This window comes from Microbacterium sp. ARD31 (genome assembly GCF_031844425.1).
On sequence record NZ_JAUZVE010000003.1, the window covers coordinates 112,181 to 137,037 of the forward strand.

Genomic DNA, 24,857 nt, shown 5'->3' on the forward strand with positions numbered 1-24,857 from the left:
CCTCTTTCTCTTCCCCCAGAAAACCCCGCCCACCGCCCCATACGGTGTGCGGAATAAGGGCTCTTCGCACGAGTTCGATGCGCGAACGAAGACGTACGAAGAGCCCAGGCAGATATGGGTACGGCCCCCAAGCTCGCCCCCACTCCATCTGCTGCCGCCATGTGCCGTGTCGACTCCCCAAAGCCTCTGCGGCGGCGATATCGGAGACGCTACAGGTGACGACGGTGTCCACCAATAGGGGGACGAACCTAATCTCCTGTCCCCCAGATGGGGGACAAGTAGGGAGGAGGATTAGGGGGTTGCGGGGCAGAACACGGGAGGTCCGCCGGCGGCACCGGCGGTAACGTGGCGGCTGAAGAACGAGCGAGCGCCCATCCGAGGCGCCGCCTCGTCGCCTTTGGGGAGGCAGACATGTGGGGGGAACTTTGGCGTGCCGCGATCGTGGGCGCCGTCATCGTCGGTGCCGGCTCGGCACCGGCATTCGCGGCCGACGGGTCGTACGTCCCGAACACTCCCGACGAGTCGGGACTGAACGGGTCGGTCGTGCAGTCGCTGTGCGTCCACCAGGCACCGGCGATCGACTACTCGATCGTCCGTGTGGATGCATCGGCGGCTGCACGTACCGCGTCGGCGCCGTCCGCCGAGCTCGTCATCTTCGGGGACGGTCACCAGCTCTCGGTGCCGCTCACGGTGGACGACGCCGGTGAAGGGCACGGCACCGTGCTCTGGCCGGGCGTCGAGGTCGACGGCGACGGCACCGTCGAGGCCCTTCCCGGCTGGGTGCGCTCCGGCGATCAGTGGACCCCGCGCGACGACGCAGCCGCGTGGACCACGGGGGCCGTGACCGCCCAGCTGCGCGTCGGCGACGAGAGCATCGCCGTGCCGCTGGCCTACCCGGGCTACTCCGACACGTGCGCCACGCCGACGGGGGTCGCCTCGAGCGGCACTCCCGGAACCCTGGCATTCACGGGCGGGCAGTGGCCCATCGCGGCCGCCGTCGGTGGCGCCGCCGCCGTCGCCGGAGGGCTCTTCCTGATCGCTCGCCGCCGCCGGGTCGAGTCGTGACGAGGCGCCGTCGACTCCTCTGGGTCGCCGGCGCTCTCCTCCTCCTCGGCGCCGTGGTCGCCGTCGTCCATGTCGGGCGATCCGCCTGGGACCTGCAGCAGGCCATGACCGCTGCGACGGAGGATGCCGCCGTCGCCACGACGGTCGTCGCCGAGGGCGACATCGACGGAGCTGAACGCGCGGCATCCCGACTCGTCGCCGAGATCGCGCCGGCGATCCCCGACGATCCGGTCTGGTCCGCCGCCGAAGCGATCCCGAGGGTGGGGGCGAATCTCTCGGCGGCGCGTCGCGCGGCGACCGCGATCGTCCGAATGGGCGAGGAGGTCGCGCCGACGATGTTCGAGACGGCGCGGCGGCTGACGGATGCCGACGCCCCCGCCGCGGTCCACGCCCTGCGCGAGGCCGCCCCGGCGCTGAGTCGGGCGGCCGCCACGCAGGACGACATCGCGCGCGATCTGGCGGGCATCGACCGTACCGCCCTGATCCCCCGGCTCGCCGACGGCGTCGAGCGCGTGACCGATGCCGTCGACGATCTCCGGACGGCGATGGACGGAGCCGCGCAGGCTGCCGAGCTGGTCCCGGCGATGCTCGGGGCCGACGGCGACCGTCGCATCCTCATCGTCCTCCAGAACACCGCCGAACTGCGTACCGGCGGCGGCATCACCGGGACGTTCCTCGAACTCCGGGCGAGGGACGGCATGCTCTCGCTCGAAGCCCAGCGCGACTCGTCGGACTTCTCGCCGTCCGACAAGCCGCTCGCCGCCGTGCCTGCCGCCGAGGTCCGAGCGCTCGGGGACGGCATCGGTCGGTACGTGCAGAACACGTCGATGACCGCGGACTTCCGTGTCACGGCGAACCTCGCCGCCGCGTGGTGGCAGAGATCGGGCGGGTCGGCCCCCGATGTCGTGGTGTCGATGGACCCCGTCGTCCTCGCAGCGATCCTGAAGGCGGTCGGCCCCGTCGAGACGCGATCGGGTGCGCTCGATCAGTCGAACGCGATCTACCGGCTGCTCGTCGAGCCGTACCGCACCCTCGATCAGGACGCGCAGAGCCGGTACTTCGCGGATGCCGCGGGGGCCGTCTTCGCGGCGGTGACCGAGCGCGCACGCCCGCTGACGCTGGTCACCGCGCTCGCCGGCGTCGTCGAGGAGGGGCGCATCTCGATCTGGAGCCGCGACGCGGAGCAGCAGGCGGTTCTCGCCGGCACGGCGTTCGCCGGTCCGCTCGCCCGCCTCGACGCGGCCGGTCCGGATGCGTTCGCCGTGTACTTCAACGATGCCACCGGAGGCAAGCTCACGCCCTACCTGACCGTCGGGCTGGAGACCCGCTCGGGTGTCTGTCGCGCCGACGGCCTGCGGGAGGTCGAGGTGGTGGTCGACCTGGGGAACACCCTGGCGGCGGCGGATGCGTCGTCGCTGCCCCTCAGTGTCACCGGCGGCGGGGCCTACGGCGTGAAGGCGGGAAACATCGCGCCCACGGTGACGGTCGTGACGCCGCGCGGCTGGTTCGCCGGCGGCGTGACGCTCGACGGCGCGCCCGTCGCATCCGTCGATGCGCAGGACGACGGTCGTCTCTCGGTCACCCATCGCGTCGAGCTGTCGCCGGGAGGATCCGACGTGCTGACCTTCCGATTCGTGGCCGGTCCCGACGTGAAGACGGACGGTGCGGAGCCACGGCTTCTGCACACGCCGCTCCTCGCTCCCGTCGACGTCCGCTCGGGTGGGATCGGTTGTCCGGCCGCCTGATCCTCGTCGTTCACCTCAAGATCCGGCGTCATGCCTGTTCCGGCGGTGCGCTTTCCTTTAGCATGTGAGAGCCATCCCCCATCGGTTGCCGAACCGTTCCCCAAGCGGTCTCGACGCGTACTGTCCCCAAACTTGCGCGTCTCCGGCGACCTGGATGGTTTCGCGGACCCTCTCCCGCCGCAGTCCCCACTGAACTGGCCGGAGGGGGTCCGCCCTTCTCGAGCGGTCCTCGTCAGCGGCTGCCGCCCGCGTCGGTCGCGCCGTCGTCGGTGCCGACGATCGCCTGCAGCTTCGCGATGAGGTCGGTGCGCGAGGTCGCGCCCAGCCGGCGGCGGATGCGCGCGATGTGGTGCTCGGCCGTCCGAGGTGAGATGAAGATCGCCTCGCCGATCTCGGCATACGTCATGCCGCTGAGCACCAGGCCGGCGACCTCGCGCTCCCGGGCGCTCAACAGCCCGCTGTCGCCGAGGGCCACGTCGTTGCCCGAGACCCCCGGTCCGGCGTTCGGGTGCAGAGCGCGGGCGAAGGTGGCGAGGCGCGTGCCGGCGCGGCGATCGCGGGAACGCTCGGAGAGCGAGATCGCCAACCGTGCGCCCTCCCAGGCGAGCCCCACCTCGGCCAGGCGCGAGGCGATCTGCTCGATGCGATCGATGTCGCCGTCGTCGACGCGGCTGCGCGACCACTCGCCGACCGCCACCGACAGGGTGGCGGCGAGACGGGAGCCGCGTGCCGCGGCTGACAGCGCGCGCGCCGCGTGCGCCTGTCCATGCGCATCCCGTGCGAGCAGCGCCCGATGGTAGGTCGACCAGTGAAACGGCGTCGACCACATCGACGGGTCGCCGAGACCGCGCAGGATGTCCGTCAGCGCCTCGATCGCGGGCAGGACACGCTCCGAGTCGTCGAACAGCGGGGCGGTCTCGATGAACTCGCGCAGCGGGTGCAGCAGGTAGAGGTCTGGTTCGACATGGCGGACGTCGTCCCGCACCCGCTCCCACAGCGCACGCAGTTCGTCGAGCGACCCGTAGCGCCGCACGTGCGCGAGCATGACCGAGTCGCGGACCAGCACTTCGCGGCTGCTCAACGGCAGGGCCGAGGCGTCGACGTCGGCGAGTCGCGCCGCGGATTCCTCCGGATGCTGCCGGTGCACCGCGACCCACGCGGCCCACAGAAGCAATCGCGAGCGGGCCCAGGGGCCGCCGTGCTCCTCCATCAGCGCATCGGCGAGGAGGTTGCCGGCCGTATCGAGCTCGCCGATGTTGATCGCGCCGATCGCCGCGATGACGGCGGGCAGCTCGGGCACAGGCCCGTGCTCGTTCGAATCGCCGTACGTCGCGCTGGCCCGGATGAGCTCGTTGAAGGCGGTGCCCGTCGCGGCGGCGAGGGATGCCGCGAGCCCCCGCAGCAGCTTCACGTAGGCGACGTGGAGGGTGGTCGGGATGCCGCTCACTCCGCTGTCGACGATGCCGAGCGTGTCGTGCATCGGGCCCGCGTCGCCGGTGCCGAAGGCCGAGAGCGCACCCTGCGCACGCAGGACGAAGTCCGTGGTCGGTTGGGCGTGGTAGGTCGCGGCGCTGGCGCGGAGCAGGCCGCGGGCGCTCCACGCCGAGCCGAGGATGCGCAGGGCCTCGTCGCCCTCGTCCCCGGTGGCCTCCCGGACGATGGCGTCGACGAGGGATGCGGCCTCGTCGACATCCCCGCGATGCCAGGCCATCCGAGCCTTGCGGATCGCGATGAGCGGCGCGTCGTCGCCGGCCGCGAGCGCGGCGTCGTAGAGCTCCGTGGCGCGCAGCGGATCATAGCCGGCCGTCTCGTCGGCCTGGCTGCGGAGGGCGAGAGCCAATCGCGGGTCCAGATGACCACCGAGAGAGGTGGCGATCTCTGGGTCGAGGGGCGAGAGCGGGGCGGTGTCGAGCAGGTCGATGAGCTCGGCGACGGGGGTCATCCGGGCGACGGTCGTCCGGACGATCGGCACGGGGCGCCCGCCGCGCAGCAACAGTCCCTCGGCGTGGCCGCGGGCGAGCGACTCCGTGGCCGCCCCGTCGATGGCGGGGGGTAGGTCGTCGCCTGCGAGGCTTGCCAGACGCACGATGCGCGCTGTCTCGGGGTCGAGGGTGTCCAGCCGCAGGGCGATGACTTCGCCGACGGCGCGGGCGACCCGTTCGTGGGAGTGGTCGTGGCAGAAGCCGTCGCCGTGCGCGGAGAGGGCCTCCTTCACGAGCCAGGTGACGGATGCCGCCATCTGCACGATCGCGCCGACGCAGCCGGTGTCGATCGAGCGTCCGGCTGCGGACAGCGCGCGGAGGACGTCCTCGGTGTCCACCTGACCGAGGGCGAGGGCGGGGTGCGACTGCTCGATCCGTCGGATCAGCGCCGTCAGGGTCGGCGGCCACGGCGACGGCCGACAGGCGAGGATGAGCCCGGTACGCGGGTCGTCGAGCGAGGCGGTCAGCGCGTGCAGCTCGTCGTCGGCGAGGAGATGGCCGTCGTCGATGATCCGCGTGTGGGGGAGGGTGGGGAGGCGATCGGCGATCTGCGCGAGCAGCGGCGACTTGTCGGACCCCGCAGGACCGATGACGACGAGGCGCAGCGGTCGGTCCGGCTCCGAGAGGGCCCTCTCGACGTGGCTGAGCGCGAGCTGAGGCCACAGCGGGAGGGCGGGCGGAAGGTCGGCGGACAACGCAGCGAGAGCCATGCGTACCCTTCTCCCTCCGTCGGGACGAGCACGCCGCTTTCTCGCGCCGACCACCTCGCGCCGATGTTCCCCGTCGCCCGCGTCGGGTTTAGCGTCCGATCCGGGCTTTCCGCGCGCTGCGGAATGCAGGGAATCTACCATTTCCGCGCTCCTCGGCGGTGCCGGATGTGGAAGTCGACAGCCTGTGGCACGCCTCGGCGGACCTTGAGTCACGACCCCGAGAGGCGAGGCTCACCTAACTTCGAAAGGGCGACTGATCGGGCAGATTTCTCGCGACTAAGGCTGTCCAACCTCCGGGGGTCGCGGAATACCCTCGAACCACCACGACCCTGGAGGCTTCCATGAGCATGACCCTCGACGACCTGCCCCGCGTGTCCGAGTGCAACGCCCTCGGCTGCTCCTACAACGACCACTCGCACTGCCACGCCGCGGCGGTGACGATCGGCGGCGCCCCCGGTGATGCCGAGTGCGCGACCTTCATCCCGCTCGGCACGAAGGGTGGACTCGACAAGGTCGTCAGCCACGTCGGCGCCTGTCAGCGCTCGGAGTGCGTCTTCAACTCGTCGCTCGAGTGCACGGCATCTGCTGTCCGCGTCGGACCCGGAGCCGAGTCCGCCGACTGCCTCACCTACCAGGCGGCCTGACGACGTCGGACGGCCGAGGCGGTCAGTTCGTCGCCTCGGCGGTCGGCGCGTCCGCGGAGAACACCTCGATGACACCGTCGCCGGCCACGAACTGCAGGCGCGTCCCCTCGGCGAACCTCTCCCGCAGCGCCGACGGCGCCTCGGGCCCGACGACGAAGGTGGCGGTGACGGAGAACGGCTCGACGCTGCATCCGCCGTATCCGCCCCACACGCTGCCCTCTTCGCCCGAGGGCTCCCACGCCTGTGGTGGGAGCAACTGCATGCACCGGGTCACACCCGTACCGGTCGGCATGGATCCGACGACGGGGGTGATCTCGCCGATCGACTCGAACACGACGCCGTCGGCGGTGCCGCCGAGGTATCCGTCCGGCCATCCGCGGTCCTGATCCTCCGTCAGGGTCGCGACGTGCCGGATGTCGGTCCCGGGCGGGACGGATGCCGCCGTCCACACCGGACGGCTCGTCACGGCCGCCGTCACTCCGACCGCCAGGGTCGCCGCCATCGCGAGCGACCCGACCCAGGCGAGACCCCTCAGGCGTCGACGCCCACGTTCGTCGGCTGCGCGCTCTGCCTTGCGCGGGGGCGCCGCGAAGGCGCGTGCGGCGTCCGCGGGGGAGACCGGCGGCAGCGGGGGAACCTCGGGGTGCGGCGTCGAAGCACGAACGGATGCGGGCACTTGGTCGACGACGGGCGGGTGATCCCGCTCCCGCCGCGCACGGCCTTCGAGCTCTTCCAGCCGCCGGCGCGCGGCGTCGTCGCCGGCCAGGCCGTCGCCCGGGCCGTAGGCCCGTGCCTGCAGCGCGCGGAGCTCGGACTGCAGGCTCTCGTCCATCAGAGACCGAGCGCTTCGGGATCGACCGAGCCGGCTTCGACCTCGACCTCTGTGAGCGACTTCGTCTGCAGGAACGTGCAGAGGGTCGACACCATGGCGAGCTCGGCGGACAGCTCGAGGGTGCGCCCGGCATCCATCTTCAGGTCGGTCTCGCGCGCCTCGAACGTGATGCCCCAGTGGATGGACCCCAGCGGCTCGGGCTGGAGATAGGTCAGGGTCATCGAGTCGAGCAGGTTGAGGGCGATGAGGCCCGTGTCGCGGCCGTCGGCGCCGTCCTGGGGAATGACCTTCACGCGCTCGCTGATCGAGTAACCCAGCGCGGCGAACTCCTCGAGCCACTGCTCGAGCATCTCCTGGCTGTGGAACGGCATGCGCGTGGCTCCTCGCTCTGGATCGCCGGTCGGGATGCGACCATTATGTCCCGTGACCGCGTCACGGGGCATCCCGGGCCTAGGCTCGACGGATGGCCATCGGATCCACGATGCACACCTTCGCCGTGCAACTCGCCGACGTCGACCGCGGCGTCTACGAGGAACTCTCGCTCCGTCTCGCGCGGCACCCGTCCGAGACGGCGGCGAACGTCCTGCTGCGCGTGCTCGCGTACTCCCTCGAATACGAGGAGGGGATCGCGTTCAGCGAGGGCATCGCCGCGACGGATGAACCGGCCGTCCTCGTCCGCGACGCGACGGGACGCCTGACGGCGTGGATCGAGGTGGGGGCTCCGGATGCCGCGCGACTCCACACCGGCAGCAAGGCGGCCGGCCGCGTGGCCGTGTACACGCACCGCGAGCCGAACCGCCTGGCCCAGGCGTGGGCGGGCAAGACCATCCACCGCGGCGCCGACATCCCGCTCTACAGCTTCGAGAAGGACTTCGTCGAGGATGCGGCATCCGCTCTCGAGCGACGCAACGCCGTCACGGTGTCCGTGACCGAGCGTCAGCTCTACCTCGACGTCAACGGGCGCTCGTCGTCGTCGCCGATCGCCGAGCAGCCGGTCGGCTGACCTTCCGCCGCGGTTCCGTCGACCGCGCGGCTGTCAACCCCGGTGAGGGCGGTTCGGGCGCCTCTCTAGGGTGACGCCGAGGAGGTTCGGATGTCACGTCGAGCGCAGGCGGCCGTCGCCGCATCCCTCATCGTCGCCCTGGGGCTCGTGGGCTGCGGGGTCCGACCCGCCGACACCGACGGCACGCTGGATCGCGTGGCGGAGAGCGGCGTGCTGCGGGCGGGGGTGACCGAGAACCCGCCGTGGACCTCGACCGGCGACGGCCGGGCGTCCGGAAGCGAGGTCGCGCTCCTCGAGCGGTTCGCGGCGCGGCACGGCGCCGCTGTCGAGTGGCGCGCGGGCACCGAGGAGGTCCTCGTCGACGCGCTCCACGCCGGGAGCCTCGATGTCGTCGTGGGCGGACTCACCGACGCGACGCCGTGGAAGGATGACGCGGCGGTCACGGATGTGTATCGCGAGACGACGAGTCCCTCGGGCGAGGTCGAGAAGCACGTCATGCTGACGCGAGCGGGCGAGAACGGGTTCCTGATGGAGCTCGAGGTGTTCCTACGCGAGGAGGCCCGCGGATGAGGCGCGACGCGCTCCGGGACGGCCTCGACGACGACGGTCGACGCGCACTGCGCAGCGCCGTGCGCATGGAGTGGGCGACGATCGCCTTCCTCGCCGTCGCGATCCCCGTCGTCGGCGTCGTGACCGGCAGCTCGCAGGCGATGCGCGCCGCGTGGGTCGAGGACATGCTCTCGCTCGCCCCGCCCCTCGCCTTCCTCGTCGCCGTGCGGGTGATGGCGCGCGCCGCGAACCCGCGCTACCCCTACGGCTACTTCCGCTCGGTCGGGGTCGCCCACCTCGTGGCCGGAGTGGCGTTGTTCGCCATGGGATCGTTCCTCCTGGTCGACTCCGCGCTGACCCTCGTCCGCGGCGAGCGCCCGCCCATCGGCTCGGTCGAGGTGTTCGGCCAGTCGGTGTGGCTCGGCTGGTTCATGATGGCCGTCATGGCGGCGACGATCCCGCTGCCCATCTGGTTCGGACGGGTCAAGATGCGGCTCGCGCGGCAGCTGCACAACAAGGTGCTCTATGCCGACGCCGACATGAACAAGGCGGACTGGATGACGGCGGTCGGCTCGATCGTCGGGGTCGGTGGCATCGGTCTCGGGATCTGGTGGGCGGATGCGGCGGCGGCGATCTTCATCTCGGGCAGCATCCTCTGGGACGGCGTGAAGAACACGAAGGGCGCGATCACCGACCTCATGGACACACGGGCGACCACCTTCGACGACGCGAAGCCGCATCCCGACATCGACCGGATCCATGACCACCTGTCGTCGCTGCGCTGGGTCGACGAGGTACGCACCCGCACCCGCGATCAGGGTCAGTTCTTCCACGTCGAGGCGTTCGTCCGGCCGCGACGGGGACGGATGCCGCGCCTCGCCGAGATCGAGCAGGCGCAGGCCGAGTGCCGTGCCCTGGATTGGAAGATGCACGACGTCGTCATCGTGCCGGTGCAACGGTTCCCCGAGACGGCGTCCGCGCGCTCGGGGGAGAGCTGACCCCCGAGTCTGGGCGGGGCCTGGCAGTCCCGTGGGGATCGCCGATGCATGCCGTGATGGCGATGGGCGGCACCGTAGCGTGGCCCTCAGCGATCGGCATCCGTCAGTTGCTTCCTCTCCGCCGCAGCGGACACCCGATTCCGAGCAGGTGCCCCCATCGCTTCATCCGTCGCCGAGTCACGTCTCGGTCCCGTCCGTCAGACCTATTCCGGAACAGCGCAGTTCCCTCCGATGGCGAAGGCGTTCACCGACGTCTCGCGCATCGTCCGCGAGACGGGACTGCTGCGCCGGACGCCGATTTTCTACCTCGCCGTCGGCGTCGCCCTGCTGCTCGCCTTCGGCGGCGCAGTCACCGGCTTCATCCTGCTCGGCGACACCTGGTACCAGTTGCTGATGGCCGGCGCTCTCGGCATCATCTTCACGCAGGTCGCGTTCCTCGCCCACGAGGCGGCGCATCGTCAGATCTTGACCTCCGGCCCCGCCAACGACCGCCTCGCACGCATCCTCGCCGCCGGGGTCGTCGGGATCAGCTACGCGTGGTGGACCGGCAAGCACACGCGTCATCACGCGAACCCGAACCGCGTCGGCAAGGATCCCGACATCGAGATCGACACGATCTCGTTCCTCGATGCCGATGCCGCATCGGCCCGCGGGATCCGCCGCGCCATCACGAAGCGGCAGGGGTGGCTCTTCTTCCCGCTCCTGACTCTGGAGGGGCTCAACCTGCATCATCTGGGCCTGAAGTACCTCTTCACCGAGAAGGACGTCAAGGCGCGCTGGCTCGAGATCGGCATAATCATCGTGCGGCTGGCCGTCGTCGCCGTCCCGGTCTTCCTGCTGCTGCCGATCGGGATGGCGTTCGCCTTCCTCGGCGTGCAGCTCGCCGTGTTCGGCGTCTACATGGGGGCGTCCTTCGCCCCGAACCACAAGGGGATGCCGGTGATCGCCCCCGACGCCAAGCTCGACTTCTTCAGCAAGCAGGTGCGCACGTCGCGCAACATCCGCGGCGGCTGGTGGGCGACCTGGCTGATGGGCGGCCTGAACTACCAGGTCGAGCACCACCTCTTCCCGAACATGCCCCGCCCCCACCTCTCGAAGGCGCGGGACATCGTGCGGGAGCACTGCGCCACCCTCGACGTCCCGTACACGGAGACGAGCCTCGGCCGGTCGTACGCGATCGTCATCGATTACCTCAACCGGGTGGGTCTGGCCGCGCGCGACCCGTTCGACTGCCCCGTCACCGCGACGATGCGTCGCGGCTGACGCCGCACGTCAGCGCGGCAGAGCGCCGAGGAACGGCTCGGGATCGAGCGGTTTCCTCGGCGCTTCGTCGATCCGGGCGCGCAGGTCGGGGTCGATGCTGCCGACGTAGAGCCACCCCATGAGCAGTTCGTCGTCCGCGAGTCCGTGCAGCGCGCGCACCTCGGGGGAGTTCACGAGCAGCCCCGTCCGCCACATGACGCCCCACCCCGCGCGCCAGAGCGCGAGCTCGAGCAGGTGCGCTGCGCCTGCGGCGGTCGCCTGCTGCTCCCAGACGGGGACGGCGGGGTGCGGCTTCGGGCTCGCGACGACGGCGATCAGCAGATCGGCACGGAACGGCTTGCCGTTACGGTCGCCCGGTTCGCGCTCGACCCCGCCGGCGGCGTCGAGCGCGTCGCCCAGGCGTGCGCGGTCGTCGCCGCGGAGGGTGATGAGACGCCAGGGTCGCAGCGCCTTGTGGTCGGCGACGGGGGTGACGGCGGCGAGCAGGTCGCGCAGGTCGTCGTCGGTGGGCGCGCCCGGCCCGACCTTCGCGAGCGACCGCCGCATCGCCATCGCCTGCAGCACGGGGTCGTCGAAAGTCGTCATCCCTCCATCCTCGCCGCTCCCGGTGCGGGTGTCGCTGCGGGCGATCCTCGAAGCCTGACCCTTCCGGAGCGGCGGTCGCGGTGTTATCGTTCCTTCGGTTAACGAACGTTAACTGAAGCATTCTCCTCGGAGGTGCCGTCGACGATGACAGCCCCCACGACGTATCCCGATCTGATCGCCGAGCTCGAGCGCCGTCGCGCCGAGGCGGCGCGCGGCGGGCCCGAGCGGGCGCGCGAGCGGCACACCGCCCGCGGCAAGCTCCTCGCCCGCGACCGCATCGACACCCTGCTCGACGTCGGCAGTCCCTTCCTCGAGGTCGGCGCGCTCGCGGGGCTGGACCTGTACGACGACGAGTGTCCCGCCGGTGGCGTGGTCGCGGGGGTGGGGCTCGTCCACGGTCGCCACGTCATGGTCGTCGCGAACGACGCGACGGTGAAGGGCGGCACCTACTACCCGATCACCGTCAAGAAGCACCTGCGCGCGCAGGAGATCGCGGCCGAGAACCGGCTGCCGTGCATCTACCTCGTCGACTCGGGCGGCGCGTTCCTGCCGATGCAGGACGAGGTCTTCCCCGACCGCGACCACTTCGGGCGCATCTTCTACAACCAGGCCCGGATGTCGCGCGACGGCATCCCGCAGATCGCCGCCGTGCTCGGCTCGTCGACCGCCGGCGGCGCGTACGTGCCTGCGATGAGCGACGAAACCGTCATCGTGCGCAACCAGGGGACGATCTTCCTCGGCGGACCGCCGCTCGTGAAGGCGGCGACCGGCGAGGTGGTCTCGGCCGAGGACCTCGGCGGCGGCGACCTGCACACGAAGGTCTCGGGCGTCACCGACCACCTCGCCGAGAACGACGAGCACGCCCTGCAGATCGTCCGCGACATCGTCGCGACCCTCCCCGCCCCGGCACCCCTGCGCGAGCAGCCCGAGCCGGTCACGCCGCCCGCGGCCGATCCGGCCACGCTCACGGACGTCGTCCCCGTCGAACTCACGACGCCCTACGACGCCCGCGAGATCGTCGACCGGATCGTCGACGGCGGCTGGCATGAGTTCAAACGGGAGTACGGCGAGACGCTCGTGACCGGCTTCGCGCGCCTGCACGGTCACCGGGTGGGCGTGCTCGCGAACAACGGCGTGCTGTTCGGGGAGTCGGCGCTGAAGGGCGCGCACTTCATCGAGCTGTGCGACCAGCGCGGCATCCCGCTCGTCTTCCTGCAGAACATCACCGGCTTCATGGTCGGGCGCGAGTACGAGTCGGGCGGCATCGCCAAGCACGGCGCGAAGATGGTGAACGCCGTCGCGTGCGCCTCGGTGCCCAAGCTCACGGTCGTCGTCGGCGGGTCGTTCGGCGCCGGCACGTACTCGATGTGCGGGCGCGCCTATTCGCCGCGGTTCCTGTGGCTGTGGCCCGGGGCGCGGGTGTCGGTCATGGGCGGTCCGCAGGCGGCATCCGTCCTCTCCGCCGTCCGCCGCGAGCAGATCGAGGCGCGCGGCGGGGAATGGTCGGCGGACGACGAGGCGGCATTCCAGGCGCCGATCCGTGCGCAGTACGAGCTGCAGGGCAGCCCGTACTACTCGACGGCACGGCTCTGGGACGACGGCATCCTCACCCCCGCCGAGACCCGCGACGCCCTCGGTCTCGCCCTCGACGTCTGCCTGCGGGCCCCCTTCGACGCGCCGGGCTACGGCGTCTTCCGGATGTGATGCGCATGTTCTCCACCGTCCTGGTCGCGAACCGCGGCGAGATCGCCTGCCGCGTCATCCGCACACTCCGGGAGCTCGGCATCCGCTCGGTCGCCGTCTACAGCGACGCGGATGCCGGGGCCCGCCACGTCGTGCTCGCCGACGAGGCCGTGCGGCTCGGGCCCGCGCCCGCCGCGCAGAGCTACCTCGACATCGACGCGGTGATCGCCGCGGCCGGAGCGACGGGGGCCGAGGCGATCCACCCCGGTTACGGGTTCCTGTCCGAGAACACCGCCTTCGCGGCGGCGTGCGAGCGGGCCGGGATCGTCTTCATCGGGCCGAGCGCCGACGCGATCCGCACGATGGGCGACAAGATCGCCGCGAAGCACGCCGTCGAAGCGCGCGGCGTGCCCACGGTGCCCGGCGTCGCGCGAGCCGGTATGACCGACGACGAGCTCATCGCCGCGGCGCCCGAGGTCGGCTATCCGCTGCTCATCAAGCCGTCCGCGGGCGGCGGCGGCAAGGGGATGCACGTCGTGACGGATGCCGCGGCCCTGCCGGCCGCGCTCGCCGCCGCCCGCCGTGAAGCGGGCGCGAGCTTCGGCGACGACACCCTGTTCCTCGAGCGCTACGTCGACACCCCGCGGCACATCGAGGTGCAGGTGCTCGCCGATGCGCACGGCAACGTCGTGCACCTGGGCGAGCGGGAGTGCTCGCTGCAGCGTCGGCACCAGAAGGTCATCGAAGAGGCGCCGTCGCCGCTGCTCGACGAGGCGACCCGCGCGCGCATCGGGCAGGCCGCGTGCGAGACCGCGCGGAGCGTCGACTACCGAGGTGCGGGGACGGTCGAGTTCATCGTGGCGGCGGACCGCGCCGACGAGTTCTTCTTCATGGAGATGAACACCCGCCTGCAGGTCGAGCACCCCGTCACCGAGGAGGTCACCGGCATCGACCTCGTCGCGGCGCAGCTGCGGATCGCCGCGGGGGAGCCGCTCGGGTTCGGGCAGGACGACGTCGTGCTCAGCGGGCACAGCATCGAGGCGCGGATGTACGCGGAGGATCCCGCGGCGGGCTTCCTGCCGACCGGCGGACGCGTCGTGCGGGTCGTCCACCCGGTGGGCCCCGGCATCCGGGTCGACAGCGCCCTCGCCGACGGGCTCGACGTGTCTGTCGACTACGACCCCATGCTCGCGAAGGTCATCGCCACGGGCCGGACCCGCGACGAGGCGCGACGCCGGCTCGTCGCCGCCCTCGGCGACACCGCGGTGCTCGGGTTCGAGACGAACCTCTCGTTCCTGCGCGCGCTGCTCGAGCTGCCGGCGGTGGCGGCGGGCGAGCTCGACACGGGGCTCATCGCCCGCGAGCTCGACGGGCTCGTCGCGACGGGCGATCCGGACGACGTGTTCGTCGAGGCGGCGCTGCTGCTCGACACCGCCGTCCCCAGCGGGGACGATCCGTGGCACCGGGCGGACGGGTGGCGGCTGGGTCCACCCGCGCCGCGGCGGTACCGGCTGGCGGCCGGCGGCGAGGAGCGCGCGGTCGAGCTCGTCGGCGACCGGGTGATCGTCGACGGGACGGAGGTCGCGGCATCCGTCCGGGACCTCGGCGACCGGTTCGCGGTGCGGGTCGGCGATCGCAGCGCCACGGTCGTCGCGACTGTCGACGGCGACGCCCTGTGGCTCTCGCGCGGCGGACGCGCGCGCGAGGTGCGCCGGGTGAGCCTCGACCACCGCCGCGACGCGGATGCGTCGGCCGTGCCCGAGCTCGTCTCGCCCATGCCGGGCGTCGTCGTGATGACGTCGGTCGCCGACGGCGCGGTGGTGTCGGCCGGTGACGCCGTGGTCGTCGTCGAGGCGATGAAGATGGAGCATGTCGTCCGGGCCGAGGTCGCCGGTACGGTGGCGCTGCGGGTCGCGACGGGCGACAGCGTGGGCCGCGGGCAGACGCTCGCCGTCGTGACCCCGACGCAGGAGGAGGACGCATGAGTGAGGACGTGCCCCGGCGCATCGTGCAGCGCGGTCTGTACTTCGACGAGCTCGAGGAGGGCGCCGTCTACGTGCACAGCCCCGGCCGCACCGTGACCGAGGCCGACAATGTGCTGTTCACGACGCTGACGATGAACACGCAGTCGTTGCACCTGGATGCCGCGTGGGCCGAGCAGACCGAGTTCGGCGAGCGGCTGGTCAACAGCATGTTCACCCTGTCGACGCTCGTCGGCCTGTCGGTCGCGCAGCTCACGCAGGGGACGATCGTCGCGAACCTCGGCTTCTCGGAGGTCACCTTCCCCGCCCCCGTCCGCCACGGCGATACCCTGTACGCCGAGACCGTCGTCGCGTCGAAGCGCGCGTCGACGTCGCGCCCCGGGCAGGGGATCGTCGAGTTCCTGCACACGATGCGCAACCAGCACGACCAGGTCGTCGCGACGGCACGTCGGTCGACGCTCATGCGGATGTCGCCGGAGGCCGCGGCATGAGCCTCGGTCCCGCGCTCCTGTTCTGCCCCGCCGACCGTCCCGAGCGGTACGCGAAGGCGCTCGCGGCCGCCGACACCGTGATCCTCGACCTCGAGGACGCCGTCGCGCCGGAGGGCAAAACGGGCGCGCGGACGGCGCTCGCGGCGGCGGACGTCGACGCCGATCGCGTGATCGTGCGGGTGAACCCGGCATCCACTCCCGAACTCGCGCGCGACCTCGCGGCTCTGCAGGGCACGCCGTTCCGTCGGCTGATGCTTGCGAAGGCCGAAGAGACCTCCCAGGCCGACGCGCTCGACGGGTACCGGGTGATCGCGCTCTGCGAGACGCCGCGCGGGGTCGAGAACGCGGACGCGCTGGCGCGGCATCCGCTCGTCGACGCACTCATGTGGGGCGCCGAGGACCTCGTCGCCGGCATCGGGGGACGCTCGAGCCGATTCGACGATGGGCGCTACCGCGACGTCGCACGGTACGCGCGCTCGCGGGTGCTCATCGCCGCCGCGGCGGCGGGGATCGACGCGATCGACGCCGTGCACCTCGACATCGCCGACACCGCCGGGCTCGAGGACGAGGCGCGGGATGCCGCGGCCTCGGGGTTCGCGGCGACCGCCTGCATCCATCCCTCCCAGGTCGAGGTCATCCGCCGTGCCTACGCGGCGACCCCGGACGAGGTCGAGTGGGCCGAGGCGGTGCTCGACGAGGCGACGCGGCAGCCCGGGGTGTTCCGGTTCCGCGGGCGGATGATCGACGAGCCCGTGCTGCGCCAGGCGCGGCGGACCCTGTCGCGATGACGACCTGGCGGGCGACGCAGAAGGCGAACCGGCGGGCCGAGCTGATGGCGTCGGCCGCGCGGCTGTTCGCCGAGCGCGGCTTCGCCGCCGTCTCGACCGCCGACCTCGGCGATGCCGTCGGCATGAGCGGTCCGGCGCTGTACCGGCACTTCGCGAGCAAAGAGGCGCTGCTCTGCGACTTGCTCCTCGACGCGAGCGAGCGGCTGCTCGAGGGCGGGCGCGCGCTGACCGCCTCGGGCGGAGACCCGCGGCAGGTGTTCGAGGCGCTCATCGCGTTCCACCTCGAGTTCGCGACGAGCGACGCCGACGTCATCCGCGTGCAGGACCGGGAACTCGCCAACCTGCCGGCGGACGTCAACCAGCAGGTGCGGCGGTTGCAGCGCGAGTACGTGCGGGAGTGGGACCGGCCGTTCGCGGCGCTCCGGCCAGACCTCGCCGACGCCGAGCGGGAGACGCGACTGCTGGCCGCCTTCGGGCTGCTGAACTCGACCCCGCACTCGGCCGCGCCCAGCGGCGAGCGGGCGGGCGGCATCCTCGCCGGCATGGCGCGGCGCGCCCTGCTGGGGGACTGAACGGGCGTCGCTTCGCGAGGAGATGACGGTTCCCGAGGAGGTTTTCGGCCCGATCGGTCCTCGGGAAGCCGCATCTCCTCGGGAACCTCCGATGACAGGATGAGGGGATGCCGCACACCATCGTCCTCACCGGTGCCGGATCGGGCATCGGGCAGCTCCTCGCCGAGCGCCTGACCGCGCGGGGCGACCGCCTCGTCCTCGTGGCGCGCGACGCCGACCGGGCGGAGGACCTCGCGGCCGCGCACCCCGGCGCGGCGGTGATCGTCGCCGACCTCGCGCAGCCCGCATCGCTCGCCGCGGCCGTTGCGGCATCCGATCTTCCCGATGGGATCGACGCGGTCGTGCACGCGGCGGGGATCGTCGACCTCGGGCACGTCGAGGACCTCACGGTCGACTCGTGGCAGGACCAGCTCGCGGTCAACCTCGTCTCGCCCGCCGAACTCACGCGCCTGCTGCTGCCGCGCGTGCGCGCCGCGCGGGGGCAGGTGCTGTTCGTGAACTCCGGCGCCGGGCTCACCGCCCACCCGCAGTGGGCCGCGTACGCCGCGTCGAAGCACGGGCTCAAGGCGCTCGCCGATGCGCTGCGCGGCGAAGAAGCCGCCCACGGCGTCCGCGTCACGACGGTCTATCCCGGTCGCACCGCGACGCCGATGCAGGCCCAGGTCCACGCGCAGGAGGGGAAGGACTACAACGCGGATGCCTGGATCCAGCCGGCATCCGTCGTCACCGCCGTGCTCACCGCCCTCGACCTGCCGCGCGACGCCGTCATCACCGACCTGTCGGTCAAACCCGGCCCCCGCTGACGATGTTCCGGGCGGCGACCGTCGAGGATGCCGCGGCGCGCGACCGTGAGCCGATGTGGCGGCGGCTCGTCGCCGAGGACGAGAGACCGACGGGGTTCCTGCACGTGCGGCTGGGGGAGACCGTCGAGCTGCTGAGCCTGTACGTCCTGCCGGACCTTTTCGATCGGGGGATCGGGTCGGCCCGCCACGAGCGGTTCGACGAGATCCGCGGCGGTCGCCCGGCGGAACTCGCGCGCGGTCGGCGGGCGACGGACCGCACGCGCGACGGCGTCGCCGGCGTCCCGTTCGTCAGCTGGCGTCTCGGCGACTGACGCCGTCGGCGACGGATCTCGGGCCGTTCTCCGGATGGATCGCCTCGAGGGAAGCATTGCGGGGCACGTTCCTCGCATCCCTCCGGAGAACGGTTCGCCGTTGGTGTGCCGAGCGCAGGTTCAGTGCTGCATACCGGGGTGTCGACGCGCCCCGGGGGCATCTCACCCTGCATCCGGCACACGCGGCGAGGGCCGCGCGCCGCTCAGACGGGCTGCGGGTTCGCCAGCACGCCTTCGAAGACGGCTTCGGCGGCGCCGATGAGCAGGCGGTGATCCGCCAGGCCGGCGGGCAGGATCCGCAGGTCCTCGCCGCAGGCGGGCATCGCCTGCGCGCGCACGGCCTGCTCGAGGGCTGCGACGTCGAGCCCCGCGAGCACCGCGAGGAAGCCGCCGAGCACGACGGCGGAGGGGTTCAGCACGTTCACGGCGTTCGCCAGTGCGGTGGCCAGGATGCGGCGCTGCCGCTCGACCTCTCCCGCCACCGACGGGGTGTCGATCTGCGCCGCGAGCGCGTCGCCGAGTTCGCGGTCGTCTCCGCGGCCCAGTCCCACGACCGACAGCAGTCGGGCGCGGCTGACCTCGTCCTCCAGGACGCCGTCGCGGGCTCGCCGGTCGGCGAGGGTGGCGATGCCGGGGCGGTTCTGCCCGAACTCCCCGGCGTAGCCGCCGGCGCCGACCACCGGCATCCCGTTCACGATGATGCCGCCGCCGATGCCGCTCGCGCCGCCGTTGAGGTAGACCGCGTTGTCGATGCCGATCGCGGCGCCGAAGAGGTGCTCGGCGACGGTGCCGAGGGTGGCGTCGTTGCCGACGACGACAGGGATGCCGGTGGCCGCCGCGACGACGTCGCGCAGGGGCACGTCGACCCAGCCGAGGTGCGGCGCGTCGCGGACGAGGCCGTCCTCGACCCGGACGAGCCCGGGCACGGCGAGTCCGACGCCGAGGATGCGGGCGTCCGCCAGCTCGGCTCGGCGCCAGGTCGCGATCTGCGCGGCGACGAGGTCGGCGGTCGCCTCGGGGGTGAGGAGGTGCTCCTGCGGCAGGTCGACGACGGCGCGGATGCCGCGGTCGAGGCCGACGGCGGCGATCTCGAGCGCGTCGACCTCGGGGTTGACGGCGATCGCGACGACGGCGGGGTCGACGCAGACGACGGGGGAGGGGCGGCCGACGCGATGCGAGGGGTCGGGTGCGCGCTCGACGACGAGGCCGAACGAGACGAGGGTCGCGACGAGGTCGGCGACGGTCGATCGGTTCAGTCCGGTCGACTCGGTGAGCGCGGCGCGGGACTGCGGGCCCTCGCGGTGAACGATCCCCAGGATGCTGCCGAGGTTGGCGCGCCGGACGGATTCAACGGTTCGCCCTTGCTCGGTCACGGACCCACCATAGCCATCACGTGGGGTTTGTGGCGGCGGCGCGCCTGGTATACGTTGCTGCTAACAACAATTAATGGTTCGCGAAGGAGCGACATGGTCACCCCCACCCCCGCAGACAAGTTCAGCTTCGGCCTGTGGACCGTCGGCTACAACGGCACCGACCCCTTCGGCGGGCCGACGCGACCCCCGCTCGACACCGTCCACGCCGTCGAGAAGCTCGCCGAGCTCGGCGCGTACGGCCTCACCTTCCACGACGACGACCTGTTCGCCTTCGGGTCGAGCGACGCCGAGCGCCAGCGCGAGATCGACCGCCTCAAGGGCGCCCTCGACGCGACCGGGATGATCGTCCCGATGGTCACGACCAACCTCTTCAGCGCGCCCGTGTTCAAGGACGGCGGCTTCACCGCCAACGACCGCGACGTCCGCCGCTTCGCCCTCCGCAAGGTGTTCCGCCAGCTCGACCTCGGGGCCGAGCTCGGCGCCAAGACCTTCGTCATGTGGGGCGGCCGCGAGGGCGCCGAGTACGACTCCGCGAAGGACATCCGCCAGGCGCTCGAGCGGTACCGCGAGGCCGTCAACCTGCTCGGCGACTACGTCACCGACAAGGGCTACGACATCCGCTTCGCGATCGAGCCGAAGCCGAACGAGCCGCGCGGCGACATCCTGCTGCCGACGCTCGGTCACGCGATCGCCTTCATCGACTCGCTCGAGCGGCCCGAGCTCGTCGGCCTCAACCCCGAGGTCGGTCACGAGCAGATGGCGGGCCTGAACTTCGCCGCCGGCATCGCCCAGGCGCTCTACCACGGCAAGCTCTTCCACATCGACCTCAACGGTCAGCGCGGCATCAAGTACGACCAGGACCTCGTGTTCGGCCACGGTGACCTGCACAACGCGTTCGCGCTCGTCGACCTGCTCGAGAACGGCGGCCCCGGTGGCGTCCCGGCCTACGAGGGCCCGCGCCACTTCGACTACAAGCCGAGCCGCACCGAGGACGAGACCGGCGTCTGGGAATCGGCCGCGGCCAACATGCGCACCTACCTCCTCCTCAAGGAGCGGGCGCAGGCGTTCCGTGCCGACCCCGAGGTGCAGGAAGCCCTCGCGGCGGCCAAGGTCGACGAGCTCTCGACCCCGACCCTGAACCCGGGCGAGACGTACGAGGACTTCCTCGCCGACCGCTCCGCGTACGAGGACTTCGACCCGAGCGTCTACCTCGGCGGCAAGGGCGGCGGCTTCGTCCGCCTGCAGCAGCTGGCGACCGAGCACCTGCTGGGCGCGCGCTGACGTGACGCTCGTCATGGGCGTCGACTCGTCGACGCAGTCCTGCAAGGTCGTCATCGTCGACGCCGCGACCGGGGCGGTCGTCCGCTCCGGTCGCGCGTCGCACCCCGAGGGCACCTCGGTCGACCCCGAGGCGTGGTGGACCGCGCTGCAGAGCGCGATCGCGGATGCCGGGGGCATCGACGACGTCGAGGCGTGGTCGATCGGGGGCCAGCAGCACGGCATGGTCGCGCTCGACGCGGCGGGCACGGTGGTGCGCGACGCGCTGCTGTGGAACGACACGCGCTCGGGGCAGGCGGCATCCGATCTCACGGCCGAGTTCGGCGCCGAGACGCTCGCGCAGCGCACGGGTCTGGTGCCGGTCGCGTCGTTCACGATCACCAAGCTCCGCTGGCTGCGCGGCGCCGAGCCCGAGAATGCGGCGCGGGTGGCCGCGGTCGCCCTGCCGCACGACTGGCTGACGTGGCGCCTGCGCGGGTTCGGTCCCGGGAATCCGCAGCTCGACGAGCTCGTCACCGATCGCTCGGATGCCTCGGGCACCGGCTACTGGGACCCCGCGTCGGACGGCTACGACCGCGACCTGCTCGCGGCGGCGCTCGGTCACGACGCGGTGCTGCCCCGCGTGCTCGGCCCGCTCGAGTGGGTGACGGATGCCGCCGGCCGCCGCGTCGGGCCGGGTGCGGGCGACAACGCCGGCGCCGCCCTCGGCGTCGGTGCGACGGCGGGCGACGTCGTCGTGTCGATCGGTACGTCGGGCACGGTCTTCGCCGTCAGCGACACCCGGACGATCGACCCGACCGGGACCGCGGCCGGGTTCGCCGACGCGACGGGACGGTTCCTGCCGCTGGTCGCGACCCTGAACGCGGCGCGGGTGCTCGACGCCGTCGCGCGTCTGCTCGGCGTCGACCACGACGGTCTCACCGAGCTGGCGGCCGCCGCCGAGCCCGGAGCCGGCGGTGTCGTGCTCGTGCCCTGGTTCGAGGGGGAGCGCACGCCCAACCTGCCCACGGCGCGCGCGTCCCTCGACGGTCTGTCGCTCGAGAACACGACGCGGGAGAACCTCGCCCGCGCCGCCGTCGAGGGCATGCTCGCGGGTCTCGCGACGGGGCTCGAGGCGATCCGGAGCCTCGGTGTCGCCACCGAGCGGGTGCTGCTCGTGGGCGGCGCGGCGCGCAACCCCGCGGTCGCCGCCGTCGCGGCCCAGGTGTTCGACGTGCCGGTGGCCGTACCGTCGCCGGGGGAGTACGTCGCCCAGGGCGCGGCCCGCCAGGCGGCCGCCGTGCTCGCCGGGTCGTGGCCGGAGTGGCCGGTCGAGATGGACCGGGATGCGGCATCCGACCCCCGTCCCGAAGTGCGGGAGCGCTACGACCGCGTCGCCGCGCGACGAGCGGCCGAGCTGCGGTGACGGGCCGGCGCGCGCTCATCTTCCGCGGCGGCTGGGACGGGCACCACCCCGTCGCGGCGACGGACATGTTCCGCCCGTTCCTCGCCGAGAACGGCTTCGAGGTACGCGTCGAGGAGTCCAACGACGTCTACGCCGACGCCGCCGTGATGGCCGAGACGGATCTCGTCGTCCAGGCGGTCACGATGTCGTCGATCTCGGATGCCGCGCTCACGGGCCTGCGCGCCGCGGTGGAGGCCGGCACCGGTCTCGCCGGCTGGCACGGCGGGATCGCCGACTCGTACCGCGGCAGCTCGGACTACCTGCAGCTCGTCTGCGGCCAGTTCGCGACCCACCCGGGCCGGCATCCCGACGAACGGCCGGGCGACGAGCGCGACAACTACCTCGACCACACCATCGAGATCACCGACCTCGGCCGACGTCACGAGATCACCGCCGGCGTCGACGATCGCCGCCGGAGGCTCGGCCGACCGGCTCGCAGCCGGCGCGATCCTCGTCGTTACCGACTGACGGCGGCACCCTCGAGGACGGATGCCGTCGCCAGCCGCGCGTCGTCCGGTCCGATGACGTACGCCTCACCCGTGAACTCGACCGAGGCCGTCGCTTCGCGGTCGGCGCTGGAGGGCCCGACCCACAGGTCGACGCGTCCCGGCTCGACCGCGCGCACCGCGTCGCGGCCGGCGTAGGCGAGGCGGGCGGGCGGCACGCGGAACTCGACGGTCGCCGCCTCCCCCCGGCCCAGCGGCACGCGCTGGTAGGCGAGCAGCTGCGCCGACGGCCGTGTCGTCGTGCCCACGACGTCGTGACCGTACAGCTGCACGATGTCGGTCGCCGGGGCCTCGCCGGTGTTGCGCACCGTGACCGTCGCGGTGAGTCCGTCGCCGGTGGCGGTCTGTGTCGCGACCCGCAGGTCCTCGTACGCGAACGTCGTGTAGGTCAGTCCGAACCCGAACGGCCGCACCGGCGTGGGGTCGGCGCTCGTGATCTCGCTGCGTCCGCCGAGGCGCGGGTGCAGGTAGGTGAACGGCTGCGCACCGGCCGAGCGGGGGAGCGAGACGGGCAGGCGGCCCGACGGGGTGACCCGACCCGAGACGATCCCCGCGAGGGCGTCGGCGCCCTCTTCGCCCGGGAAGAAGGACTGCACGACCGCCGCGGGCACGGCGGCGCCGTCAAGCGCCCACCCGATCGCGTAGGGCCGCCCCGAGAGGACGAGCACGACGACGGGGGTGCCCGACGCGACGACCTCCTCCACCAGGCGCCGCTGGACACCCGGCAGCTCGAGGTCGTCGACGTCGTTGCCCTCGCCCACGGTGCCGCGGCCGAACAGGCCGGCGCGGTCGCCGACCACGACGATCGCCAGGTCGGACCGGGATGCCGCGGCCACGGCATCCGCGATGCCCGCCGCGTCCTCGCCCTCGACGTCGCACCCGCGCACCGACTCGATCCGCGCCGCCGGGTACTCGGCGCGCAGCGCGTCGAGGACGGTCGGGATCTCGATGCCCGCGGGGGTGCCGGGGTGGTGGGCGAGCACGTGGTTCACGAACGAGTAGCAGCCCATGAGCGCCTCGGACGAGTCGGCGTTCGGGCCGAGGACGGCGATGCGCCCCGGCGCTGCCGCGGGCAGCGTGCCGTCGTTCGCGAGCAGGACGGCGGACTCGGCGGCGAGGCGCCGCGCGAGCTCGCGGTGGCGCGGCCCGTCGAGGTCGACGCTCGCGGGAGGCTCGGCGAAGTCCGCGTCGAGCAGACCCAGGCGCTCCTTCTGCGCGAGCACCCGCAGCACGGCGTCGTCGAGGACGCCCTCGTCGAGCGCCCCCGAGCGGATGCGGTCCCGTAGGGGACCGGCGAAGGCGTCGAGCGTCGGCAGCTCGACGTCGATCCCCGCGCGCAGGGCGAGCTCCGCCGCTTCGCCGAGGTCGGCGGCGACGCCGTGCGTGGAGTGGAGGAAGGCGACCGAGAAGTAGTCCGCGACGACCGGTCCCTCGAACCCGAGGCGTCCGCGGAGGACTTCGCTCAGGTAGTACGGGCTCGCGCCGACGGGAGCTCCGTCGATCTCGGCGTAGCTGTTCATGACCGATCGCGCGCCGCCGTCGCGGAGGGCCATCTCGAACGGCGGCAGGAAGACGTCGGCGAGCTCGCGGGGTCCCGCGTGGACCGGCGCATGGTTGCGACCGGACTGCGAGCCCGAGTATCCGACGAAGTGCTTCAGCGTGGCATCCACCCCCGTCGACTGCAGACCGCGGACGTAGGCCGTCCCGATCGTCCCGACGAGGTACGGATCCTCGCCGATGCACTCGTCGACGCGCCCCCAACGGGGATCGCGGATGACGTCGAGGACGGGAGCGAGCCCCTGATGGATGCCGAGCTCCCGCATCGACTCTCCGATCGCGACGGCCATCTCGGCCACGAGGTCGGGGTCGAACGAGGCGCCCCACGCGAGCGGGGTCGGATACGTCGCCGCCTGCCACGCCGCGAGGCCCGTCAGGCACTCCTCGTGGACGATCGCGGGGATGCCCAGGCGCGTCTCGGTCTGCAGGCGACGCTGCTCCCGCCACAACCACGCGGCCCGTTCGACCGGATCGACCGGGCGTGTGCCGTAGACCCGGGTGAGGTGGCCGAGGCCGTGGGTCGTGGCATCCGCGTACTTCGTCGTCGTGACCATCTCGTCGGCCAGGGGAGCGACGACCTCGCCGCCCTGGTCGACCCAGTAGCCGACGAGCTGCGCCGTCTTCTCCTCGAGCGTCATCCGCGCGAGCAGGTCGCGTACGCGCGCCGAAGCGCGCACCGTCGTGTCCGTCATG

General features: G+C 72.3%; 22 protein-coding genes and 1 pseudogene. 17 read left to right on the top strand and 6 right to left on the bottom strand.

The window, feature by feature from the left end; genetic code table 11:
- Window positions 1-411 precede the first annotated feature (411 nt).
- Window positions 412-1,065 carry an LPXTG cell wall anchor domain-containing protein gene (locus Q9S36_RS11005; RefSeq protein WP_311285181.1) on the top strand — a complete coding sequence of 218 codons (654 nt, stop codon included), beginning with the start codon at window positions 412-414 and terminating at the stop codon, window positions 1,063-1,065.
- Complete coding sequence (locus Q9S36_RS11010) at window positions 1,062-2,810, top strand: DUF4012 domain-containing protein (protein WP_311285182.1); 1,749 nt, start codon at window positions 1,062-1,064, stop codon at window positions 2,808-2,810. Before Q9S36_RS11005 ends, Q9S36_RS11010 begins: the two co-directional genes overlap by 4 nt.
- A gap of 232 nt (window positions 2,811-3,042) precedes the next feature.
- Here the strand turns inward: Q9S36_RS11010 and Q9S36_RS11015 are convergent, their stop codons facing one another.
- Window positions 3,043-5,502 carry a LuxR family transcriptional regulator gene (locus tag Q9S36_RS11015; RefSeq protein WP_253034558.1) on the bottom strand — a complete coding sequence of 820 codons (2,460 nt, stop codon included), beginning with the start codon at window positions 5,500-5,502 and terminating at the stop codon, window positions 3,043-3,045.
- A gap of 341 nt (window positions 5,503-5,843) precedes the next feature.
- On the opposite strand from Q9S36_RS11015, the gene Q9S36_RS11020 reads away from it, so the two are divergent.
- Window positions 5,844-6,146: a DUF1540 domain-containing protein gene (locus Q9S36_RS11020; RefSeq protein WP_064003688.1), complete on the top strand. Its 303-nt coding sequence runs from the start codon at window positions 5,844-5,846 to the stop codon at window positions 6,144-6,146.
- A 22-nt stretch (window positions 6,147-6,168) separates the two neighbouring features.
- Here the strand turns inward: Q9S36_RS11020 and Q9S36_RS11025 are convergent, their stop codons facing one another.
- Window positions 6,169-6,978 (bottom strand): hypothetical protein, encoded by an 810-nt coding sequence (locus tag Q9S36_RS11025; RefSeq protein ID WP_311285183.1) that lies wholly within the window; start codon window positions 6,976-6,978, stop codon window positions 6,169-6,171.
- Entirely contained in the window at window positions 6,978-7,349 is a 372-nt protein-coding gene (locus Q9S36_RS11030) for a hypothetical protein (RefSeq protein ID WP_253034560.1), read from the bottom strand. Before Q9S36_RS11030 ends, Q9S36_RS11025 begins: the two co-directional genes overlap by 1 nt.
- Window positions 7,350-7,441: 92 nt before the next feature.
- Here Q9S36_RS11030 and Q9S36_RS11035 point away from each other — a divergent pair, with 92 nt between their 5' ends.
- The 4 genes from Q9S36_RS11035 (at window position 7,442) to Q9S36_RS11050 (ending at window position 10,791) form a co-directional block, all read left to right on the top strand.
- Window positions 7,442-7,981, top strand: coding sequence for a YaeQ family protein (locus tag Q9S36_RS11035; protein WP_311285184.1), 540 nt, complete (start codon window positions 7,442-7,444; stop codon window positions 7,979-7,981).
- 90 nt (window positions 7,982-8,071) lie between these two features.
- Window positions 8,072-8,551, top strand: a complete 480-nt coding sequence (locus tag Q9S36_RS11040; protein ID WP_311285185.1) for a transporter substrate-binding domain-containing protein — start codon at window positions 8,072-8,074, stop codon at window positions 8,549-8,551.
- Window positions 8,548-9,528, top strand: coding sequence for a cation transporter (locus Q9S36_RS11045; protein ID WP_311285186.1), 981 nt, complete (start codon window positions 8,548-8,550; stop codon window positions 9,526-9,528). Before Q9S36_RS11040 ends, Q9S36_RS11045 begins: the two co-directional genes overlap by 4 nt.
- A gap of 156 nt (window positions 9,529-9,684) precedes the next feature.
- Window positions 9,685-10,791, top strand: coding sequence for an acyl-CoA desaturase (locus Q9S36_RS11050; protein WP_311285567.1), 1,107 nt, complete (start codon window positions 9,685-9,687; stop codon window positions 10,789-10,791).
- Window positions 10,792-10,800: 9 nt separating this feature from the next.
- On the opposite strand, the gene Q9S36_RS11055 is transcribed toward Q9S36_RS11050, so the two are convergent.
- Window positions 10,801-11,376 (bottom strand): nitroreductase family protein, encoded by a 576-nt coding sequence (locus tag Q9S36_RS11055; protein WP_311285187.1) that lies wholly within the window; start codon window positions 11,374-11,376, stop codon window positions 10,801-10,803.
- 144 nt (window positions 11,377-11,520) lie between these two features.
- Here Q9S36_RS11055 and Q9S36_RS11060 point away from each other — a divergent pair, with 144 nt between their 5' ends.
- The 7 genes from Q9S36_RS11060 (at window position 11,521) to Q9S36_RS11090 (ending at window position 18,006) form a co-directional block, all read left to right on the top strand.
- Window positions 11,521-13,080, top strand: a complete 1,560-nt coding sequence (locus Q9S36_RS11060) for a carboxyl transferase domain-containing protein (RefSeq protein ID WP_311285188.1) — start codon at window positions 11,521-11,523, stop codon at window positions 13,078-13,080.
- Window positions 13,080-15,044 (top strand): acetyl-CoA carboxylase biotin carboxylase subunit, encoded by a 1,965-nt coding sequence (locus Q9S36_RS11065; protein WP_311285189.1) that lies wholly within the window; start codon window positions 13,080-13,082, stop codon window positions 15,042-15,044. Before Q9S36_RS11060 ends, Q9S36_RS11065 begins: the two co-directional genes overlap by 1 nt.
- Window positions 15,041-15,532, top strand: a complete 492-nt coding sequence (locus Q9S36_RS11070; protein ID WP_311285190.1) for a MaoC family dehydratase — start codon at window positions 15,041-15,043, stop codon at window positions 15,530-15,532. Before Q9S36_RS11065 ends, Q9S36_RS11070 begins: the two co-directional genes overlap by 4 nt.
- A complete protein-coding gene (locus Q9S36_RS11075; RefSeq protein ID WP_311285191.1) occupies window positions 15,529-16,320 on the top strand; it encodes a CoA ester lyase in 792 nt (263 codons plus the stop codon). The genes Q9S36_RS11070 and Q9S36_RS11075 overlap by 4 nt, the downstream gene beginning before the upstream one ends.
- Window positions 16,317-16,892: a TetR/AcrR family transcriptional regulator gene (locus Q9S36_RS11080; protein ID WP_311285192.1), complete on the top strand. Its 576-nt coding sequence runs from the start codon at window positions 16,317-16,319 to the stop codon at window positions 16,890-16,892. The genes Q9S36_RS11075 and Q9S36_RS11080 overlap by 4 nt, the downstream gene beginning before the upstream one ends.
- Before the next feature lie 107 nt (window positions 16,893-16,999).
- On the top strand, window positions 17,000-17,695 hold the full coding sequence (locus Q9S36_RS11085) for an SDR family oxidoreductase (RefSeq protein WP_311285193.1): 696 nt from the start codon (window positions 17,000-17,002) through the stop codon (window positions 17,693-17,695).
- 2 nt (window positions 17,696-17,697) lie between these two features.
- Window positions 17,698-18,006 carry a hypothetical protein gene (locus tag Q9S36_RS11090; protein ID WP_311285194.1) on the top strand — a complete coding sequence of 103 codons (309 nt, stop codon included), beginning with the start codon at window positions 17,698-17,700 and terminating at the stop codon, window positions 18,004-18,006.
- A gap of 203 nt (window positions 18,007-18,209) precedes the next feature.
- On the opposite strand, the gene Q9S36_RS11095 is transcribed toward Q9S36_RS11090, so the two are convergent.
- Window positions 18,210-19,379, bottom strand: coding sequence for an ROK family transcriptional regulator (locus tag Q9S36_RS11095; RefSeq protein WP_311285195.1), 1,170 nt, complete (start codon window positions 19,377-19,379; stop codon window positions 18,210-18,212).
- Window positions 19,380-19,472: 93 nt separating this feature from the next.
- Between Q9S36_RS11095 and xylA the strand changes: the two genes are divergently transcribed.
- Genes xylA through Q9S36_RS11110 form a run of 3 tightly spaced genes read left to right on the top strand, consistent with a single transcriptional unit; the run spans window position 19,473 to window position 22,745 of the window.
- Window positions 19,473-20,660, top strand: a complete 1,188-nt coding sequence (gene xylA, locus Q9S36_RS11100) for a xylose isomerase (protein WP_253034573.1) — start codon at window positions 19,473-19,475, stop codon at window positions 20,658-20,660.
- A gap of 1 nt (window position 20,661) precedes the next feature.
- Entirely contained in the window at window positions 20,662-22,062 is a 1,401-nt protein-coding gene (xylB, locus tag Q9S36_RS11105) for a xylulokinase (RefSeq protein WP_311285196.1), read from the top strand.
- On the top strand, window positions 22,059-22,745 hold the full coding sequence (locus tag Q9S36_RS11110) for a ThuA domain-containing protein (protein ID WP_311285197.1): 687 nt from the start codon (window positions 22,059-22,061) through the stop codon (window positions 22,743-22,745). The genes xylB and Q9S36_RS11110 overlap by 4 nt, the downstream gene beginning before the upstream one ends.
- Here the strand turns inward: Q9S36_RS11110 and Q9S36_RS11115 are convergent.
- Window positions 22,736-24,856, bottom strand: a pseudogene (locus Q9S36_RS11115) (glycoside hydrolase family 3 N-terminal domain-containing protein); the annotation flags it as partial. The gene Q9S36_RS11110 and the pseudogene Q9S36_RS11115 overlap by 10 nt on opposite strands.
- Between the last annotated feature and the right edge of the window lies 1 nt (window position 24,857).

Excerpts from the sequence above, each read along its gene's own strand:
- Q9S36_RS11065 (WP_311285189.1), top strand. The coding sequence starts at position 13,080 with ATGCGCATGTTCTCCACCGTCCTGGTCGCGAACCGCGGCGAGATCGCC.
- Q9S36_RS11080 (WP_311285192.1), top strand. The coding sequence starts at position 16,317 with ATGACGACCTGGCGGGCGACGCAGAAGGCGAACCGGCGGGCCGAGCTG.
- Q9S36_RS11055 (WP_311285187.1), bottom strand. The coding sequence starts at position 11,376 with ATGACGACTTTCGACGACCCCGTGCTGCAGGCGATGGCGATGCGGCGG.
- Q9S36_RS11035 (WP_311285184.1), top strand. The coding sequence starts at position 7,442 with ATGGCCATCGGATCCACGATGCACACCTTCGCCGTGCAACTCGCCGAC.
- Q9S36_RS11015 (WP_253034558.1), bottom strand. The coding sequence starts at position 5,502 with ATGGCTCTCGCTGCGTTGTCCGCCGACCTTCCGCCCGCCCTCCCGCTG.
- Q9S36_RS11060 (WP_311285188.1), top strand. The coding sequence starts at position 11,521 with ATGACAGCCCCCACGACGTATCCCGATCTGATCGCCGAGCTCGAGCGC.
- Q9S36_RS11025 (WP_311285183.1), bottom strand. The coding sequence starts at position 6,978 with ATGGACGAGAGCCTGCAGTCCGAGCTCCGCGCGCTGCAGGCACGGGCC.
- Q9S36_RS11030 (WP_253034560.1), bottom strand. The coding sequence starts at position 7,349 with ATGCCGTTCCACAGCCAGGAGATGCTCGAGCAGTGGCTCGAGGAGTTC.
- Q9S36_RS11040 (WP_311285185.1), top strand. The coding sequence starts at position 8,072 with ATGTCACGTCGAGCGCAGGCGGCCGTCGCCGCATCCCTCATCGTCGCC.
- Q9S36_RS11020 (WP_064003688.1), top strand. The coding sequence starts at position 5,844 with ATGAGCATGACCCTCGACGACCTGCCCCGCGTGTCCGAGTGCAACGCC.
- Q9S36_RS11075 (WP_311285191.1), top strand. The coding sequence starts at position 15,529 with ATGAGCCTCGGTCCCGCGCTCCTGTTCTGCCCCGCCGACCGTCCCGAG.
- Q9S36_RS11045 (WP_311285186.1), top strand. The coding sequence starts at position 8,548 with ATGAGGCGCGACGCGCTCCGGGACGGCCTCGACGACGACGGTCGACGC.
- xylA (WP_253034573.1), top strand. The coding sequence starts at position 19,473 with ATGGTCACCCCCACCCCCGCAGACAAGTTCAGCTTCGGCCTGTGGACC.
- Q9S36_RS11005 (WP_311285181.1), top strand. The coding sequence starts at position 412 with ATGTGGGGGGAACTTTGGCGTGCCGCGATCGTGGGCGCCGTCATCGTC.
- Q9S36_RS11085 (WP_311285193.1), top strand. The coding sequence starts at position 17,000 with ATGCCGCACACCATCGTCCTCACCGGTGCCGGATCGGGCATCGGGCAG.
- Q9S36_RS11070 (WP_311285190.1), top strand. The coding sequence starts at position 15,041 with ATGAGTGAGGACGTGCCCCGGCGCATCGTGCAGCGCGGTCTGTACTTC.
- Q9S36_RS11090 (WP_311285194.1), top strand. The coding sequence starts at position 17,698 with ATGTTCCGGGCGGCGACCGTCGAGGATGCCGCGGCGCGCGACCGTGAG.